Source organism: Pseudomonas sp. Irchel s3f10 (genome assembly GCF_900187515.1).
Lineage (GTDB): Bacteria > Pseudomonadota > Gammaproteobacteria > Pseudomonadales > Pseudomonadaceae > Aquipseudomonas > Aquipseudomonas tensinigenes.
This window is the reverse complement of record NZ_FYDZ01000016.1, coordinates 1-17579: the sequence shown is the minus strand read 5'-3', so window position 1 is coordinate 17579 and position 17579 is coordinate 1. Positions and strand designations below refer to the sequence as shown.

Annotated in this window: 16 protein-coding genes; 1 reads left to right on the top strand and 15 read right to left on the bottom strand. The window is 59.3% G+C overall.

Annotated features, from left to right (window positions below):
* Positions 1-41: 41 nt before the first annotated feature.
* From CKW17_RS25140 to CKW17_RS25070, 15 genes are all read right to left on the bottom strand, one after another.
* Positions 42-380: a GlpM family protein gene (locus tag CKW17_RS25140; RefSeq protein WP_095122383.1), complete on the bottom strand. Its 339-nt coding sequence runs from the start codon at positions 378-380 to the stop codon at positions 42-44.
* Positions 380-1708: a sigma-54 dependent transcriptional regulator gene (locus CKW17_RS25135; RefSeq protein ID WP_016986628.1), complete on the bottom strand. Its 1329-nt coding sequence runs from the start codon at positions 1706-1708 to the stop codon at positions 380-382. Before CKW17_RS25135 ends, CKW17_RS25140 begins: the two co-directional genes overlap by 1 nt.
* Positions 1705-3606, bottom strand: a complete 1902-nt coding sequence (locus CKW17_RS25130) for an ATP-binding protein (protein WP_095122381.1) — start codon at positions 3604-3606, stop codon at positions 1705-1707. The genes CKW17_RS25135 and CKW17_RS25130 overlap by 4 nt, the downstream gene beginning before the upstream one ends.
* A 144-nt stretch (positions 3607-3750) precedes the next feature.
* Positions 3751-4485, bottom strand: a complete 735-nt coding sequence (locus tag CKW17_RS25125) for an amino acid ABC transporter ATP-binding protein (RefSeq protein WP_007963947.1) — start codon at positions 4483-4485, stop codon at positions 3751-3753.
* Complete coding sequence (locus CKW17_RS25120) at positions 4482-5153, bottom strand: amino acid ABC transporter permease (RefSeq protein ID WP_003227756.1); 672 nt, start codon at positions 5151-5153, stop codon at positions 4482-4484. The genes CKW17_RS25125 and CKW17_RS25120 overlap by 4 nt, the downstream gene beginning before the upstream one ends.
* Positions 5153-5899: an amino acid ABC transporter permease gene (locus CKW17_RS25115; protein WP_095122379.1), complete on the bottom strand. Its 747-nt coding sequence runs from the start codon at positions 5897-5899 to the stop codon at positions 5153-5155. The genes CKW17_RS25120 and CKW17_RS25115 overlap by 1 nt, the downstream gene beginning before the upstream one ends.
* A 192-nt stretch (positions 5900-6091) precedes the next feature.
* Positions 6092-7018 (bottom strand): glutamate/aspartate ABC transporter substrate-binding protein, encoded by a 927-nt coding sequence (locus tag CKW17_RS25110; protein ID WP_095122377.1) that lies wholly within the window; start codon positions 7016-7018, stop codon positions 6092-6094.
* A gap of 261 nt (positions 7019-7279) precedes the next feature.
* Positions 7280-8539: a tryptophan permease gene (gene mtr / locus CKW17_RS25105; protein WP_095122375.1), complete on the bottom strand. Its 1260-nt coding sequence runs from the start codon at positions 8537-8539 to the stop codon at positions 7280-7282.
* Between the two features lie 150 nt (positions 8540-8689).
* Positions 8690-10018, bottom strand: a complete 1329-nt coding sequence (locus tag CKW17_RS25100) for an amidase family protein (protein WP_095122373.1) — start codon at positions 10016-10018, stop codon at positions 8690-8692.
* 30 nt (positions 10019-10048) lie between these two features.
* A complete protein-coding gene (locus tag CKW17_RS25095; protein WP_095122371.1) occupies positions 10049-11758 on the bottom strand; it encodes an NAD(P)/FAD-dependent oxidoreductase in 1710 nt (569 codons plus the stop codon).
* Positions 11759-11776: 18 nt separating this feature from the next.
* Complete coding sequence (locus CKW17_RS25090) at positions 11777-12262, bottom strand: aromatic-ring-hydroxylating dioxygenase subunit beta (RefSeq protein WP_095122369.1); 486 nt, start codon at positions 12260-12262, stop codon at positions 11777-11779.
* Positions 12243-13541, bottom strand: coding sequence for a Rieske 2Fe-2S domain-containing protein (locus CKW17_RS25085; protein ID WP_095122367.1), 1299 nt, complete (start codon positions 13539-13541; stop codon positions 12243-12245). Before CKW17_RS25085 ends, CKW17_RS25090 begins: the two co-directional genes overlap by 20 nt.
* A gap of 13 nt (positions 13542-13554) precedes the next feature.
* The gene (locus CKW17_RS25080) at positions 13555-14487 is read right to left on the bottom strand and encodes a flavin reductase family protein (protein WP_095122365.1); all 933 of its coding nucleotides are present in this window, start codon (positions 14485-14487) and stop codon (positions 13555-13557) included.
* A complete protein-coding gene (locus tag CKW17_RS25075) occupies positions 14484-14900 on the bottom strand; it encodes a DUF4440 domain-containing protein (protein WP_095122363.1) in 417 nt (138 codons plus the stop codon). Before CKW17_RS25075 ends, CKW17_RS25080 begins: the two co-directional genes overlap by 4 nt.
* Positions 14881-16248 carry an MFS transporter gene (locus CKW17_RS25070; RefSeq protein WP_095122361.1) on the bottom strand — a complete coding sequence of 456 codons (1368 nt, stop codon included), beginning with the start codon at positions 16246-16248 and terminating at the stop codon, positions 14881-14883. Before CKW17_RS25070 ends, CKW17_RS25075 begins: the two co-directional genes overlap by 20 nt.
* 105 nt (positions 16249-16353) lie before the next feature.
* Between CKW17_RS25070 and CKW17_RS25065 the strand changes: the two genes are divergently transcribed.
* Complete coding sequence (locus CKW17_RS25065; RefSeq protein WP_095122507.1) at positions 16354-17241, top strand: LysR family transcriptional regulator; 888 nt, start codon at positions 16354-16356, stop codon at positions 17239-17241.
* The last annotated feature ends 338 nt before the right edge of the window (positions 17242-17579 follow it).

Here is a 17579-nt window from a genome sequence, read left to right as displayed (position 1 = left end):
CTCCCTCTGGGAGAGGGCTGGGGTGAGGGTGGCTTTTGCACTTAGCTGTGGATGCGCACCCAAACAGTCACCAAAACAGTGGCAGCCATCAACCACGCCACCGCCGCCACCGCCAGCGATGCCTCCAGCCGCATCCGATCGACCATCACATACAACGTCGCCAGATACACAAAGTACGGAATGATCGACCACATGCCGAACACGATCGTGGTCTTCAAATCCTCAATCGAACGTCCCTTGCCGACGATGTAATGCGCAATCAGCGCAAACGTCGGAAACAGCGGCACCAGCCCGGCGATGTAATAGTTTCTGGTTTTCGACAGCGCCGCGATGATCAGTACTACCGCGGCGCCCAACAGGGCTTTGAAAAACAGATCCATCAGTGGCTCAATCCGTACTTTTTCACTTTGTCGAACAGCGTGGTCTTGGCCATGCCCAGCTCAAGACTCGCCTGGGTCAGGTTGCCACCGCTGCGTTGCAGGGCATCGCTGAGCAGGTTGCGTTCGAACGCTTCCACCGCTTCGGCAAACGCCAGGCCTTGGCCAGCGCTGCCGGCGCCGGACTTTTTGAACGCCGGCAGACCGAGGGCAAAACGTTCGGCAACGTTGCGCAGTTCACGCACGTTGCCCGGCCAGTCGTGGCTCATCAGGTTCGACAGGGTCTGGTTGTCCAGTTCCGGCAGCGCGCGGTCGAAACGCAGGGCCGACTGCTGGGTGAAGTGCTCGAACAGTTGCAAAATGTCTTCACGGCGCTCACGCAGTGGCGGCAATTCCAGCGTCACCACGTTGAGGCGATAGTACAAGTCGCTGCGAAATTCGCCGGCCTTGCTCGCTTCGTCGAGGTCGGACTTGGTCGCCGCGATCACTCGACAATCCACCGCCACGCTCTGGTTCGAGCCGAGGCGTTCGAGGGTGCGTTCCTGCAATACGCGCAACAGTTTGATCTGCAACGGCAGCGGCATGCTCTCCACTTCATCGAGGAACAGTGTGCCGCCATCAGCGTGTTCGATCTTGCCGATCCGGCGTTTACCGGCGCCGGTGAAAGCGTTGGCCTCGTGGCCGAAGATCTCGCTTTCGAAGAGGTTTTCCGGCAGACCGCCGCAGTTCAGCGCGACGAACTGTTTGCTGTGGCGCCGACTGAAATCGTGCAGGCAGCGGGCGACCAGTTCCTTACCGGTGCCGGTTTCGCCTTCGATCAACACGTTGGCCGAGGTATCGGCGACGTTGGCGATCAATTCGCGCAGGTTCTGCATCGCCGGTGAGCGACCGATGATGCGTCCCTCGAGCGAATCACGTTCGGCCAGTTGCCGACGCAGCGATGACACTTCGCGAGCAAGACTGCGTTGCTCCAGCGCCCGCCGCGCGACGTCGACCAGGCGCTCCGGCGAGAACGGTTTTTCCATGAAGTCATAAGCGCCTTTCTGCATCGCGCCCACGGCCATGGAAATGTCGCCGTGGCCGGTGATCAACACCACCGGCAGGCTGCGATCGCGTTGCTTGAGGCGGGTCAGCAGTTCCAGGCCATCGATGCCCGGCAAGCGAATGTCGCTGATGACGATGCCGGCAAAATTGTCGCCGACACGCTCCAGCGCTTCTTCGGCACTGCCGACGCCGACGCAGGGAATGTCTTCCAGGGTCAGCGCCTGTTGGCAGCCGAGCAGCACATGGGGGTCGTCTTCGACGATCAGCACACTAAGGTCGTGGTTCATATTGGCTCGGCAGGAGTAGGGCTTACCAACGGTAAACTGAGGACGAAGGTGGTGCCACCGCTGGCCGGGTGTTCGACACCCAGATGCCCGCCGGTGGCGGCCGCGAGGCTGGCGGAAAGGGTCAGGCCCAGGCCCAGGCCTTGTTCGCCGGGCTTGGTGGTGAAGAACGGCTCGAACAGATGCTTGCGCGCTTCGGCGTCGATGCCGTGGCCGTTGTCGCGCACGCGCAGGCGATACTTGGCGTTGAACTCTTCGCCCTCCAGCCACAGTTCGGGCTGTGGTTGCGCCTGCATGGCGTCGAGGGCGTTGCCGATCAGGTTGACCAGAATCTGTTCGAGGCGGGTCTGGTCGATCTGCACTTGTACGTCGACGAACTGACGATGCACGTCCAGCCCCGAGGTTTCCACCCGCGCGCCGAGCACTTGCAACGCGGCATCGACCGCTTTGCCAAGACTGGCCTGGCCCTGATCGTCCCCACGGCGGGCGAACGAGCGCAGGCTGGCGGTGATCCGGCCCATGCGGTCGATCAGGTCATTGATAGTCTTCAGGTTGGTGCTGGCGACGTCGAGCTGACCGCGTTCGAGGAAGCGTATGGTGTTGCCCGACAGCGTGCGCATCGCGGCCAGCGGCTGGTTCAATTCATGGGCAATGCTGGTCGACATTTGGCCAATAGCAGCGAGTTTTCCGGCCTGGACCAGCTCATCCTGCGCACGCCGCAGGGTCTCTTCGGCCTGACGGCGTTCGCGGATCTGGCTTTTCAGTCGCTCGTTGCTGGCGCGCAGGTCGGTGGTGCGTTCGGTAATCCGACGCTCCAGTTGATTGTTGGCTTCCTGCAAGGCTTCGCGGGCGGCAAGCCGAGTGGCGATGACCTTGCGCCGCTCGTTCCAGGCGATCAGCAGGAAGGCCACCAAGGCGAACGCGACGGCAACGAGAATACCTTGGTTGATCGCTTCGCGGCGCAAGTCCTGTAATGGCGTGAGCAGGGTGAAATTCCACGGCGTGTCGCTCAGCGGTCGGGTCTGCGCCAGATAGCTGATGTCATCCTCGCCGGACTGCACTTCGCTGTTGGCCGGGAAGGTGAGTTTCTCCACGCCTTCGGACAGGGTTTCGCGAGCCAACGGTTGCAGTTCGTTGAGCGGGAACCAGTAGTACTGCAGGCTGCGGGCGAGTTTTTCCTTGGTGGCTTCACTCAAGGGAATCACTGCTTTCAGGCGCCGGGCCGGATCGCTGGAGAGAATGATGATGCCGTTTTCATCGCTGACGAAGGCTTCCAGACGCGCCCGTTGCCAACGTTCTTCCATGGCTTCCAGGCGCACTTTGACCACGGCGACGCCAATGATCTTGCCATGCTCTTCGAGGCCATGAGCGAGGTAGTAACCGGGTTCGCCGTTGGTGCTGCCGATGCCGTAGAAACGCCCGGGTTCGCCGCGTACGGCTTTCTGGAAATAGGCGCGGAAGGACAGGTCTTCACCGAGGTAACTGTCGACATCGCGCCAGTTGCTGGTGGCCATGACGCGGCCGGTGGTGTCCATAACGTAGATGGCCCGACTGCGACTGCGCCGGTTCAGGCCTTCGAGGTAAGCGTTGACCGTTTCCCGGTATTGCGGGGTCGGGTCGGCCAGCAACTGCGACACACTCGTTTCGAGTTCCAGCAGGCTAGGCAGGTAGGTGTATTTGCTGATCTCGCTTTCGACCGCGCGGGCATGCAGTTCCAGCTGACGCTGGCCGTTCTCGCCGAGGCTGCGAATGCCGAAATGCTCACTGGTCCAGAAGCCGATAAAACCCAAGCCGATCATCAGGATGATGACCAGCGGCGGCAGGAACAAATGACGAATCAGACGAGGCTTCACGGCAAGTGATGGCGGCGCGGCGCGATAGAGATTGGGGTCGCATTTCATCACAGTTGCCTTGGGTCAACCACCACAACAAACTTCACCTATCCCCTGTAGGAGCTGCCGCAGGCTGCGATCTTTTGATCTTTAAAAACAAAGTCAAAAGATCGCAGCCTGCGGCAGCTCCTACAGGGGGAGGCGGTGTTGCTTTTAGTGCTGCAGGATTTTCTCGAGGAAGTGCTGCGCGCGTTCCGAGCGAGCACTGATGTCGCCGAAGAATTCCTCTTTCGGGCAGTCTTCGATGATCTTGCCGGCGTCCATGAAGATTACGCGGTCGGCCACTTTGCGGGCGAAGCCCATTTCGTGGGTCACGCACATCATGGTCATGCCTTCGTGGGCCAGTTGCACCATCACGTCGAGCACTTCGTTGACCATTTCCGGGTCGAGCGCCGAGGTCGGTTCGTCGAACAGCATGACGATCGGGTCCATCGCCAGCGCCCGGGCAATCGCCACACGCTGTTGCTGACCACCGGAGAGTTGCCCCGGGTGCTTGTGGGCGTGCGCCGACAGGCCAACGCGCTCGAGCAGTTGCAGACCTTTCTTGGTCGCCTCTTCCTTGCTGCGGCCCAACACCTTGATCTGCGCGATGGTCAGGTTTTCGGTGATGGTCAGGTGCGGGAACAGTTCGAAATGCTGGAACACCATGCCGACGCGCGAACGCAGTTTCGGCAGGTTGGTCTTCGAGTCGGCAATCGAGGTGCCGTCGACGACGATGTCGCCTTTCTGGAACGGCTCCAGCGCGTTGACGCATTTGATCAGGGTCGATTTGCCGGAACCCGACGGGCCGCAGACCACGATCACTTCGCCTTTTTTGACCTCGGTGCTGCAATCAGTCAGCACCTGGAAGTCCCCATACCACTTGTTGATGTTCTTGATAGAGATCATACGGCGAACCTTTTTTGCAGACGCTTGACCAGCAGCGAGGCGGAAAAGCTGATGATGAAGTAGACGACACCGGCGAAGATCAGGAACTCGTTGGACCGGCCAATGATGTCGCCGCTGGAGCGGGCGGAGTTGAGGAAGTCCACCAGGCCCACGGTGTAAACCAGCGAGGTGTCCTGGAACAGAATGATCGACTGTTGCAGCAGCAACGGCGTCATCTTGCGGAACGCCTGGGGCAGGATGATCAGACGCATGGTCTGGCCATAGGTCATGCCCATCGCTTGCGCGGCGGCCATCTGGCCTTTGGGGATCGACTGCACACCGGCCCGGACGATTTCGCAGAAGTACGCGGCTTCGAACATCATGAAGGCCACGACGCAGGAGGTGAACGCACCAATCGGCGTGTCCTCACCGGTGATCCAGCGCAGTACGAACGGCACCGCCAGGTAGAACCAGGTGATCACCAACAGCAGCGGGATCGAACGGAAGTAGTTCACATAAGCGCCGGCCACGCGCGACAGCAGTTTGCTCGACGACAGGCGCATCAGCGCGAGGATCGTCCCCAGCACGATGCCGCCGACCACGCCCATGACCATCAACTGCAAGGTCATGACCATGCCGTTCCACAGGCCCGGAATGGCGGGGATGATGCCGCTGAAATCGAAGTCCATTATTTACCCCCCACGGAGATCAGGCCGGGCACCGCGACTTTCTTCTCGACCATGCGCATCAGCAGCATCAGGCTCATGTTCAGGGTGAAGTAGATCAGCGTGGCCAGGGTGAAGGCTTCAAACAGGTTGGCCGAGAATTCGGCGGTCTGCTTGGTTTGCGCCAGCAGTTCCATCAGGCCGATCAGGGACGCCACGGAGGAGTTCTTGAAGACGTTGAGGAATTCCGAGGTAAGCGGCGGAATGATGATGCGATAGGCCTGGGGCAGCAGCACGTTCCAGTAGATCTGCGGCAGTTTGAAGCCCATGGCGCGGGCGGCGGCTTCCTGGCCGCGTGGCAGCGCCTGGATGCCGGTACGTACTTGTTCGCAAACGCGGGCTGCGGTGAACAGGCCCAGGCACACGACAACGCTCAGGTAAGCCGAGGTGGTCGGGTTGAGGTCCTGTTTGTACCAGTCCTGCAGGTTTTGCGGCAGCAGGTCGGGTACCAGGAAGTACCAGATGAACAGCTGAACCAGCAGCGGCACGTTACGGAACAGCTCGACGTAGCAGGTGGCGATGCCCGATACGATGCGGTTTGGCACCGTGCGCATGACCCCCAGAATGGAGCCCAGCAGCAAGGCGATGATCCATGCCACGATGGCAATGGCAATGGTCCAGCCCAAACCGGAGAGGTACCAGTCGAGATAAGTCTCGCTGCCGACGCCGGTGGACTTGAAGAACACGCCCCAGTCCCAGTTGTAATTCATTAGGGTCTCCCCTCGAAATCGATCGATGTACAAGCACCCGCGTGGGGAAGATCCTTTCCCGCCTGACGTTGAACGCCAGGCACACGCGATCGGCTCGAAAACGCCAGGTCGAGTGTTCCACTGTATAGCCAGCAGGTAGTAACAGACGCCTGAGGGAGGGTGGCTCCCTCAGGCAATAAGGTTAGTCAGTAATCAGATTTTTACGTCAGGCGCCGGCTTGTCGCTCGGGTTGGCGATCAGATCTTTTACCTTGTCGCTCATCGGGAAGTTCAGGTTCAGGCCTTTTGGTGGAATCGGGCTCTCGAACCACTTGCTGTAGATCTTGTTGATCTCGCCGGACTTGTACAGAGCAACGATGGCGTCATCGACAGCCTTCTTGAAGGCCGGGTCGTCTTTGCGAACCATGCACGCATAGGCTTCGAAGGACTGCGGAGTACCGGTGATGATCCAGTCAGCCGGTTTCTTGGCCTTGGCTTCTTCGCCGGCCAGCAGAGCGTCGTCCATCATGAAGGCTACGGCGCGGCCGCTTTCCAGCATGTTGAAGGATTCGCCGTGGTCTTTGGCGGAGATGATGTTCATGCCCATCTGCTTGTCGGCGTTCATCGCTTTGATGATGCGCTCGGACGTGGTGCCGGCGGTGGTCACGACGTTTTTGCCTTTGAGGTCGGCAAAGTCAGCGTAGGACGGCTTGCCATCCTTGTCTTTCTTGACCAGCAGACGGGTGCCGATTTCGAAGATGTTGACGGTGAAGTCGACTTGTTGGGCGCGTTCGGTGTTGTTGGTGGTGGAGCCGCACTCGATATCCGCGGTGCCGTTCTGGATCAGCGGGATACGGGTTTGCGAGGTGACCAGGTTGTATTTGACCTGCAGGTCTGGCTTGTTCAGGTCTTTTTTCAGGGCTTCAACGATGGCCACTTGAATGTCGTGGGAGTAGCCCACTGGTTTGCCGGAAGCATCGGCAATGTAGGAAAACGGAATGGAGCTGTCGCGGTGAGCGAGTGTGATGGTGCCCGAATCGTTGATTTTCTTCAGGGTGCCGGTGAGTTCGGCGGCGAAAACTGGCGTGCTGATCAGAGCGGCCGCAATGGCTGCGCCCAGGATATGGGGAACGATGCGCATCAAATTTTCCTCGAATTGTTTTTTTTATGGAGCCAGTTCGTCGGCCCTTTTGTGCTTCGAATGCCTGACGGCTCCTGAAGTGTTGGCACAACAGGCATTCGTCGAGAGAGTGTAGAGCATGAGTCGTGCCAGACCAGTCGCTGATAGCTAACCTGATGATTTATAACGTTATTAAAGTTTTGTGGCGGTATTTTTCACCTTGGCTGATCCGGTTAACCGAATCGACCGTGAAGTCGCGTTCGGAAAACCGAACGAGACACTTCAGCGCCACACCGGCAGACAATCAAACACGAACAACAAATGGGATACCGCGCAGATCACTCCGAAAAACAGCACCAGCGCGATCATCGGCGTGCCGCCCCACACGCGATAGCGCGGGCTGCCGAAGCGTTTGCGCGAAGCGCGTGCCAGCAGCGCCGGGGTGATCACCGCCCACAACGTTGCCGCCAACCCGGCGAAACCGATGGCATGCAGAAAGCCTTCCGGCCACAGAAAACCACCGAGCATCGGCGGGCCGAACGTCACGGCCGCCGTCTGCAGGCGACCGACGGGGCTGTCGTCGCACTTCAGCACGTCGGCCAGATAATCGAACAGACCCAGGGTCACCCCGAGAAATGAACAGGCCACGGCGAAGTTGGAAAAAAACGTCAGCAGCAGATCGACGTTGGCGCTGTTGAGCCGTGCGCCCAGTGCGCTGATCAGCACATCGATGTTGCCACCGCGCTGGGCGATGTCCTTGAACGTGTCGCGGGGAATGTTGCCCATGCTGCAGAGCATCCACACCAGATACAGCGCCAGTGCGATCAAGGTGCCGCCAACCAGGCAGGCGCGAATTCGCTGCGGGTCCTTGCCGTAATGCTTCATCAGGCTCGGCACATTGCCGTGAAAACCGAACGAAGTCAGGCAAAAGGGCAGCGTCACCAACAGATAAGGCCAGTAGTGGCTGTCGCCGCCGTTCAGATCAAGCAGCGTGGTGCTTTGCACATGGCCCAGCAAACCGCCGAAGGTCAAAAAGAATGCGAGGATTTTTGCCCCGAACACCAGCGTGGTCATGCGACTCACCGCCGTGGTGCTCAACCAGACAATGAACGCCACCAGCAGCGTGAACCCCAAACCGCCGGCGCGCGATGACCACTCCAGCCCGAAGGATTGCGCGGTGTGATGAATCACTGAGCCGCTGGCGGAAATGTAGGCGTACGTCAGGGTGTAGAGGACAAACACAATGCTCAAGCCGTTCAAACGGCTCCAGCTACGGCCGAGCAGATCGCGGGTGATCGTGGCGAAACTCGCGCCTTCGCGGTAGTTGAGATTGGCCTCGAGGATCATCAAGCCTGAGTGCAAGGTGCAGAACCAGGCAAACAGCAGCACGGCGACGGAGCCGTAGAACCACAGTCCGGACATGATCACTGGCAGCGAGAACATGCCGGCACCGACGATGGTGCCGCCGATGATCATGGCGCCGCCGAGGATCGACGGCGAGCGTTCGGCAGCGGGAACGGAGGATATTGAGGTGACGCGCATGGCAAGGCCTGCAATCTGAATTGTTATAGGTGCATCGACGCAGAGCCCTTGGGGAAGCGAGCCCGCTCGCGATAGCGGTCTGGCAGACGAAGTTGATGTCGACTGACACGACGCCTTCGCGAGCAGGCTCGCTCCCACAGGGATCGTGGTTCAGGCGATGTTGAGCAAACGAGCTAACCGTTGAACATTCGCCAGCAAAAAGCCGTCCTGCCCCGGCAACGCATCGAACGACAAACCCACTGGCAACTCACCCGCCGCCGCGACCGGAACGCTGATGCTCGGCGCCGCCAGGTTGCTCGCCGGGTCGGTGTTGCGCACGAAGGTTTCGAAGTTGCTCTCATCCGCGCAAGCGCTGAGCAGTGGCGCGCTGCAAGTGACGGTCGGGTAAGCCAGCAGATCCAGTTGATGGCGGCTGAAGAGGGCGCGGTATTCCTTCTCCAGACGCAGTTTGCTCATCAATGCCTGCACGTAATCCGTGTAGGAAATCGCCGGGCTTTCCAGTTGCGCGGTGAGGATTTTCTTGATCGCCGGGTCGCGAATCTGCGCGAGGATGTCGAGGAACTGTTCGCCGCGTCCTGCTTTCATCAGGAAGCGTGGAAAGTCGATGAAGAACTCGTAGATCGGCAGCGGAAACTGAATGCTCTCGTTGATCTCGCCAATCACCGCATCGTCGACCGGCACGATGATCACACCGCGATCGGCCAAGGTATCAATGGCCGCGCGGCAATCTCGCTGCACGTTGTCGGCGAGCTCGGTCCAGAGGAAACGCTCGGGAATGCCAATGCGCAACGGCCGGGTTTCAGGCTGATGCAGGCTGCCGGTCAGTTGCGCGTGAACGAACTGACAATCTTCCACGGTGCGGGTCAGCAGGCCCGGAGTGTCTTTGGTTTGCGACACCGGGACGATGCCGTCCACCGGATACACGCCGGTGGTGGGTCGAAACCCGACGGTGCCGCAGAACGCCGCCGGTATCCGCACCGAGCCACCGGTGTCAGTGCCGACCGCGCACGCCACCAGTCCGGCAGCGACAGCCGCGGCACAACCACCGCTGCTGCCGCCGGCACTGTAGCGTTCGTTGACGGGGTTGATCACGGCACCATGAGAATGGTTGGCCGAGGTCACGCCGAACGACAATTCGTGCATGTTGTTCTTGCCGACAATCTGCGCGCCCAATTGCCGAAAGCGCTCGACGATGCCGGCATCGGCCTGCGGCACATAGTCGGCCAGCCCGGGTGTTCCGGCGGTGGTCGGCATGCCGCTGACGTTGATGTTGTCCTTGAACGACACTGGCAGGCCATACAGCGCGTTCTCGCGTTCGGCGGCATTTGCCTTGAACGCTGACGGGTCGAAGGTGATGAAACTGTTCAGGTGCTGCATCTGCCCGTGGCGCTCGCGCAGGGCGCGCTGCCAGGTGTCCGGGCAGTGTTGGCCACTGCGAAAGCCATTGACGAGCTGTTCAATAGAAAGCTGGCTGTACATGGATGATTCTCGGCGTAAAAAGGGACTGGGTCAGCAGTAGCGGTACTGCGAGTGCAAGTCGTCGAGCGGGTTGCCGGCAATCAGGTCGCCGCCCAGACTGCTGATCACCGCGCACGCGCCATTCAGCGCGGTTTGAATCGCGCCCTCGGCCCAGCCACCGGTGAACGAGGCGCCGCAACCGGCCAGGTACAAACCGGTGTCCTGTTGCGGATCGAGTGCGGTGCGGAACTGATAGAACAGGCGCTCGGAGTAAATATCGTCGCCGGGGAAGTTCAGCTTGAAAGCACCGAGTGCGTGCTTGTCGGTCAGCCAGTCGTATTCCAGAACGTAACGCTGGTAGTCACCGTCCAGCGGCAGCAGATGGCTGGCAAATTCCGGCGCGCTCATCGCCAATTCATCGACCAGACGCAGGCAGCGTTGCACCTTGTCGGTCATCGAAACCATCTTGTGCGAGTCGTCTTCCCAGGTGTAACTGATCAGCACCACGCCCCAGGAATCCGCATTGTGCGGTGCGTAGTCGAGGCAATACACACCCTTGACCAGGGTGTCGGTCTGGATGTTTTGCGCCAGGCCATGTTTGAGCCAGAACTTGTCCTTGGTCAGGATGAACAGCTTGGATGAGCCGACCATGTGCGTTTCGTTGATCGCCCGCGCGACGTCGCGATTGACGAAGGCCTGGTTCTGCGTGAGCTTGAGGTTCACTTGCAGGGCGCGGGTCGTGGTGGTGGTGATGACGCGGTCGCAGGCATAGGTTTCGCCGTTGCTGCCGGCCAGCAGAATTTCACCCTTCGCGCCTTTGTTGATCGATTCGATGCGCGTGCGGCAAATCATGTCGCGCACCTGAATACCGTTGAATTCGCTGTCGGCAATCCGCTCGGCCAGCGAGGAAATGCCGTTGGGCACCAGACGCTGATTGACCTCCAGTGCATTGACCACCAGGCGCAGGATTTCGGTGAACGACGCGCGGTACACCGACTGGAAACCGCCCGAGCCAATGCCCAGCGAGCCGAACAGATGGAAGTCTTCGGGCTTGCGCCACGGCTTGCCGCCCGGCGGCTTTTTGCCGGTGAAGATACGCACCATCGCCGAGTAAAACGAGCTGTCGCCGAAGCAGTCCAGGTAGCGTTGCCACTCGGGCTGCACTTCGCAGTAATTGTGTTGCTTGAGCAATTCGGTGATCAGCAGTGGCGGTGCCAGGCACGTGCCGTCATCGAGGGTCACGCCTTCGCTGAGAAACGCGATCCAGCCCTGGTGCACGGTGCTGAACAGCGCTGGCGGCGGCTGCATGGCTGCCCAGTGATGGGCCACGCCACGGTAGTGAATTTCGGTGTCGACCACGCCCGGGTCGGGAAACGCTTCGGTGGTCTGGATGCCGAAACGATTGAGGTAGTGAAACAGCCCGACTTCACTCGGCGGAAAACGCATGGCGCCCATTTCCGCGATGAATTGTGGCTGCTCTTCGTCAAAACATTGGGTCAGCAGACGCCCGCCAACATGCTCAGGTTCAGCTTCAAACAACGTCACGCGACGCGCACCGGCGCGCAGCAATTCGTAAGCGGCGACCAGACCGCTGAGGCCGGCGCCAACGATGCCGATGTGTTTCTCGGCAGTTTCCGCCGGCAGGTAACCGATGGCCTCATCGGCACTGCGCAGGAACTGGCCATAGTCATACAGCAGATCGACGTAGGGAAAAGACAGGCACGCGGACGCCTGGCTGGAATCATGGGGAATAGACTTCACAGGGGATTTCTCGGTCGATCAGATAATGAGCTGCAGGCTTTCAAGGGCGCGTGCGGGGTTGAGCAACAGGATCTTCTTGCCGTGGATTTTCCACGTGCCATCGATGTTGATCAGTTGATGTTCGACGGTCACCGGGTAGTGCCATTCGTTGTCGCCGCGGGCTTCGCAATAGAGCATGTTGGAGCTGGCGAAAGCGCTGAATGAGGCTGCGTCGAGGGTGATGCGCGGGCGCTGGGCGATGTGCAGGCTGCGACTCTTGGGCTGCTGGGAAAAGTTGCGCGCGTTGGCCAGCCGGTTGATCCGCAGCGTGGTCAGAAAGCGGTCTTCATACACCAGCGACGATTCGTGCAGCGGGCTGACCTGCTCACGGGTCATGGGAATCCAGTAGTGGTAGTCATCGCTGAGCAGTTGTTGCCAGGCGTCGAAATCCTGCTGGTCGAGCAAGTGCAGTTCGGTCTCGATCAGTTGCTCGATGGCGTGGTGATTAGATTGATCGTGTTGCATGGTCGTCCCGCATCAAGTGCTGCCAACTGTTATAGAAATTACGCATGGCCATTTCGCTGGTGCCGGACACCACTTGGGTCTGCGCGTAGGATTCGTTCGGGCTGAACAGGCGGGCGACGTTGACCCATTCGTTGGCGTCGCTGCCCAGGCCTTCCATGGCCCGTTCGTACATTTCCACGTCGTCATGGGCGACCATCGAGCATGGCGAGTTGATCAGGTTGTTGTACTGCACGGTTCTTTCCAGCAACTGCACGGGCGCACCTTGCAGTTCGAAGATCCACGACTCGACGATGGTTTCGCGGGCGCTGACCGGTTTGATCACGCGCAAGGTCTGGATCGGTCCCTTGACCATCAGGTTGGGGAAATACACGGTGTTGTGGCGGGTGTCGTCGAGGATTGCTCGGGCCTGCTCTTCACCGTAGCTTTCGACCATCTGTTCCCAGTAGCCGGGGATGTCGGTGTACGCCTTGTGGATCGAATTACTGACCCCGGTGTGCCCGTGGCCGTTGGCCCAGACGCGAATGCCCATGCCGGCGAAAAACTCGTAGGAGGCCATGAACGGCGAGAACAGTTCGACCGCCATCGGTGGCTTGCCCTGATCACCGGTTTCCTGCCACAAACGAATGGCTTCGCCGGCCGAGGACTCATGAGCGATCATCGGGTGGCAGGTGTCGGTCTGGTTATCGACGACCATTTTCCAGTTGCAGCGATGGCGGTGCAGCAATGGTTGGCCGATCACTTTCAACTGGCCTTGCGGCGAGCGCATGACCATGTTGTCCAGCGTCGACAGCGACTCGCCGAAAAACTCCTCGAAGCCGATACCTTGTTCCGTCAAACGGACAAAGACGAAGCCGCGATAGTTGTGCACCGCGTTCACCGGGCGCATGCCTTTGTGCGCAGAACAACTGCTGAGGTCGCAGTCGTCGTATTCCTTTTTCACTGGAATGCTCAGCAGCTCGCCGTCAGTCTTGAACGTCCAGGCGTGGTACGGACAACGCATGAAGCGGCCGACATTGCCGCGTGCTTCAGCCAGCACTTTCACGCCTTTGTGCGGGCAGCGATTGTGCAGCACGACGATCGCGCCGTTCTTCTGCCGCACCATCGCCAGCGGCTGTTGGGCGAGGGTGGTGGTGAAGTAGTCGCCGGTCTCGGGGATCAGGCTGTCATGACCCAGGTAACACCAGCTCGCGGCAAATACGCGCTGCTGTTCCTGTTCGAAAAGCGCCTGATCAAGGAACAGAGATTTATGCACTTCTCTGCCATTGAAATAGTTGTCCAACGGGGTGTCCTCTCTAGATCGCCAGCTTCAGGCGTGGGCTTTTCGCCCGTGAAACGCAGGGATAGATCCGTGCGCTACAGGCAGCTTCTTGTTCGCTCATGATGAAATCACGGTGGTCGACTTCACCTTCCAGTACGTCCAGCGCACAAACGCCGCATTCACCGCGACGGCAGTCGTACAGCGGATCGAGTCCGGCCGCCTCCAAGGCTTCGAGCAGCGACTGTTGCGGGCCGACATTGACGCTGACGCCGGAGTCGGCCGCCTCGATGACAAAGCCTTGCGCGGCGTCATCGCGGGCAACGTTGAACACTTCCAGATGGATCTGCTCCCGCGCCAGGCCAACGCTTTCGGCGTGGCTGAGCACGGCGCTGAGCATCGCCGCCGGGCCGCAGACATACAGACGGTCATCGGCGCTCAGGTCGGCAAGCACCTTGCTGATTGCCGGGCGACTGCCGGAGAGGTGCAGTTGCAGGCGTTCTTGCAGTTGTTCTTGCAGGTGTCGGGCATAGACCGCTTCGTCGGCGCTTTTGGCGAAGTAGTGCAGGTGCGCAGGGCGGTTCAATGCGTCCAAGTGGCGCAGGATGCCGGTCAGCGGCGTGATGCCGATGCCGCCGGCAATCGCGATGTCACGCCCGCTGTCAGCATTGAGCGGGTAGCTGAAGGTGTTCAGCGGACCTTCAAGTTCCACGCTGTCATTGACCGCCAAGGTGCGGATGTACTGGCTGCTGGCGGAGTCCGGCGAGAGGCGGATGGCGAAGGTGAACTGACCATCCGCAACCTCGTTCACATGCACCGTCGAGTAATGCCGACAGTCGTCCAGCCCCGGAATCAGCCATTTGAAGTGCGCACCGGCATGGGTCATGTCCGCCAGGGTGGCCGGACCGCTGACGGTAACTTCCTTGATCGACGCCGAGAGCATCCGGCATTGAGTGACGGTGAATTTCATGCAGGCTGTTCCTGACTGATCGGCGTTTCGTGCAGGTACAGCCACTGGACGTCGTGGTGCTGGACGCGAAGGATCGCCAGCGAAATACGCGAGGTTTCGCTCTGATTCAGGCGATGGGTTTCCTTGTAGCGCAGGGCCACGGTCGAGCCTTCGTGCCAGACCGTGTGCAGGTCGCTGATCAGAATCTCCAGACCTTTGCGGGCACCGACGGCGCCGCTGAACAGTTGCTCGACTTGTGCCCGACCGACCACGGCAGCCGACGTGGTGACCATGCTGAAGTGTTCGGCGAACACCGCCATCAGCGGCGCGATGGCCTCTGCGCCGGCACCGTCGGCATCGGTGAAGACGCGGTGAATCAGTTCGTGCACGTGGTGAATACTGTGTTGCGCTCGTTCAACCAGGTTGTTGTTCATGGCATTCCTTTGGAGGGTTCAATTGACTCATCTGAAACAGCGGGAACAGCCCGACCAGTGCCGCAATCGCGAACGTCGCGTGATAGGCCTGTGTGGTGTCGAACTGCTTGAGCAGCACATTGAAAATCATCAGAAACAGCGCGGCACCGAGGCTGAACGACATCTGCCGATTGATGTTCCAGATCACGCTGGCCTTGTGCGTATCGCCGCCGGCAAAGTCCATCAGCGAGGTGGTTTGTGCGGTGTTGGCGCCGATGCCGCCGCCGATGCCCATCAAGCTGTAAGCGATGACGATCACCCACAGGTCCGTCGGCGCGTTGACCAGCATCAGCGTGGCGATGCCGGCGCTGTGCAGCAGCATGCCGAGGGTGAACAGGCGTTTCGCGCCGACCCGGTTGTAGACCCGGCCGCAAATCGTCATCGCAACGAACGCGCCGATGGCGTAGAGGATCATGAACATCCCGGTCAGCCGGGCACTGAAGTGCAGGGTGTTCTGCAGGAAGAAAATGCTCATCAGGTTGACCCCGGTGAACACGCCGGGAATCGCGTAATAGATCAAGATTGAGGTGCTGAGTTTTTTGCTTTTGAGCAGGCTCAATTCGATGATCGCGTTGCTGCAGCGGCGGTAGTGCCGCAGGTACAGCACGATGAACAGCAAACCCGCAGCGACACAGCCCAACGCGGCCAGCGCCGGGTAGTCGCCGCCATACAGCGACATGCCCATCAGCAGGCTGGCGAGTGCAGCGCTGACCAGCAGCAGGCCTTTGATGTCCGGACGTGGCAGGTCCGCTGGTTTGCTTTCCTTGATCCACAACCACGACAGTCCGGCGGCGATCAGCGAGAACGGAATGTTGCTGTAGAACACCCAACGCCAGGAGCTGCTGTCGACAATGATGCCGCCGACCGTTGGCGAAATGGCCGGGGCAATCAGCGCGACGGCCATCACCAGTGTGGATATCTTGGCCCGCTGCTCGCCCTGAAACAGATTGAAGGTCAGCGCCTGACCGACCGGAATCAGCAGCCCGCCACCGACACCCTGAACGAACCGCCAGATCACCAGTTCATGGAAACTGTCGGCCATGCCGCACATCCACACAGAACCGGTGAACACCAGCATCGAAGCGGTGAGAATCTCGCGGCTGCCAAAACGCCCGGCCAGCCAGGTGCTGACCGGAATAATCAGGGTCAGGCCAAGAATATAAGCATTGGCAACCCACGCCACTGATGAAGTACTGACCTGTAAAGTTGCCGATATACTCGGCAATGCCACAGCCGACATGAATATGTTTATACAGTCAATAAAAAAGCCGATCAAAAAGATCAGCGCAATCTTGTAGCGATAGTTCATGTTGTATCCCCTTTGCCGCGCAGCATAGGGGCGATGGACTTGAAGTGTCGATACGACTATGCTTAAAACAATGTTTGACAGGATTTAACAGTGAGCCAAAGCGCCATGCATTCTCATCTTAATCGGGTTCAGACGTTCCTTGCGGTGGTGGATTTTGGTTCTTACACCAAAGCCGCGAATTATCTGAGTATCAGCAAAGCCATGGCCAGCCTGCATGTCAAGGCGTTGGAAGAGGTTTTGTCGGCGACGCTGTTGATCCGCAATACCCGCAATATATCGCTGACCGAAATAGGTCAGGAGTTTTATGAGGAGTTCAAGGGTATTGTCGCGGACATCGACAATGCGTTTGATAATGTTCTGAAAGGTAATAATCGGGTATCCGGAAAGTTACGGATTAGTTCAACCAGTGAATACGGTGAAAAGTATATTCTGCCGTTGATCCCACTGTTCTCCGAGCGTTATCCGGAAATTCGCCTGTGCTACAACTTCAACTCTTCGTTGAATGATCTGGTGGCGGAAAAGCTTGATCTGGTGATTCGTCTGGGCAACTTGGCGGATTCTGCATTCAAGAGTCGCAAGTTGGCCGATTATGAAATCGTGCTGGTGGCCACCGAGGCATTTCTCGCCCGGTATCCGGTGCGGGAACCGCAGGATCTGAACAGCGTGCCGTGGATCGCCAACAGCAATTTGCAGGCGCCGACCCAGTGGACTTTGCGTCATGGGTCAGGGCAGGGCGTCGAGGTTGGCGGTACCAGCCACTTCGAATCGAACTCGTCGACGGCCATTCGCTCGATGACGTTGTCGTCGCTGGGCGTGTCGGTTCTGCCGGCGTGGGTGGTGGCAGATGACATTGCCTCCGGACGTCTGGTGCGCTTGTTGCCGGAGTATTCGCTGCCTTCGCAGTCAATCAATGTGGTATTTCCCAACACCCCGCATCTGCCGCACAAGTCGCGGGCTTTCATTGATTTTCTGTTGTTGCATTTGGCGCAGTGATCCCGGCCCCAAAGCCCCTCACCCTAGCCCTCTCCCAGAGGGAGAGGGGACTGATCGTGTTGTCCTTGCGAGTGATGCCGACCTGAAATATCGAGTCGACCTCAGAATTTGAAAAGTCCCCGATCGGCTCTCCCTTTCCCTGCGCGGTATTTGAGCGAGCCCCGATCCGCTCCCTTTCCCCCTCGCCCCCCTTGGGGGGAGAGGGCTGGGGTGATCTGGCTTAATGATTCTGGACACCCCTAAAGGGCGTTAATCTACGCCCAACGACGAGGTGTGATTTGACCAGACGATATTTTTCGACAGATTTCAAACGGGATGCGGCTTGCCTGGTTTTGGAT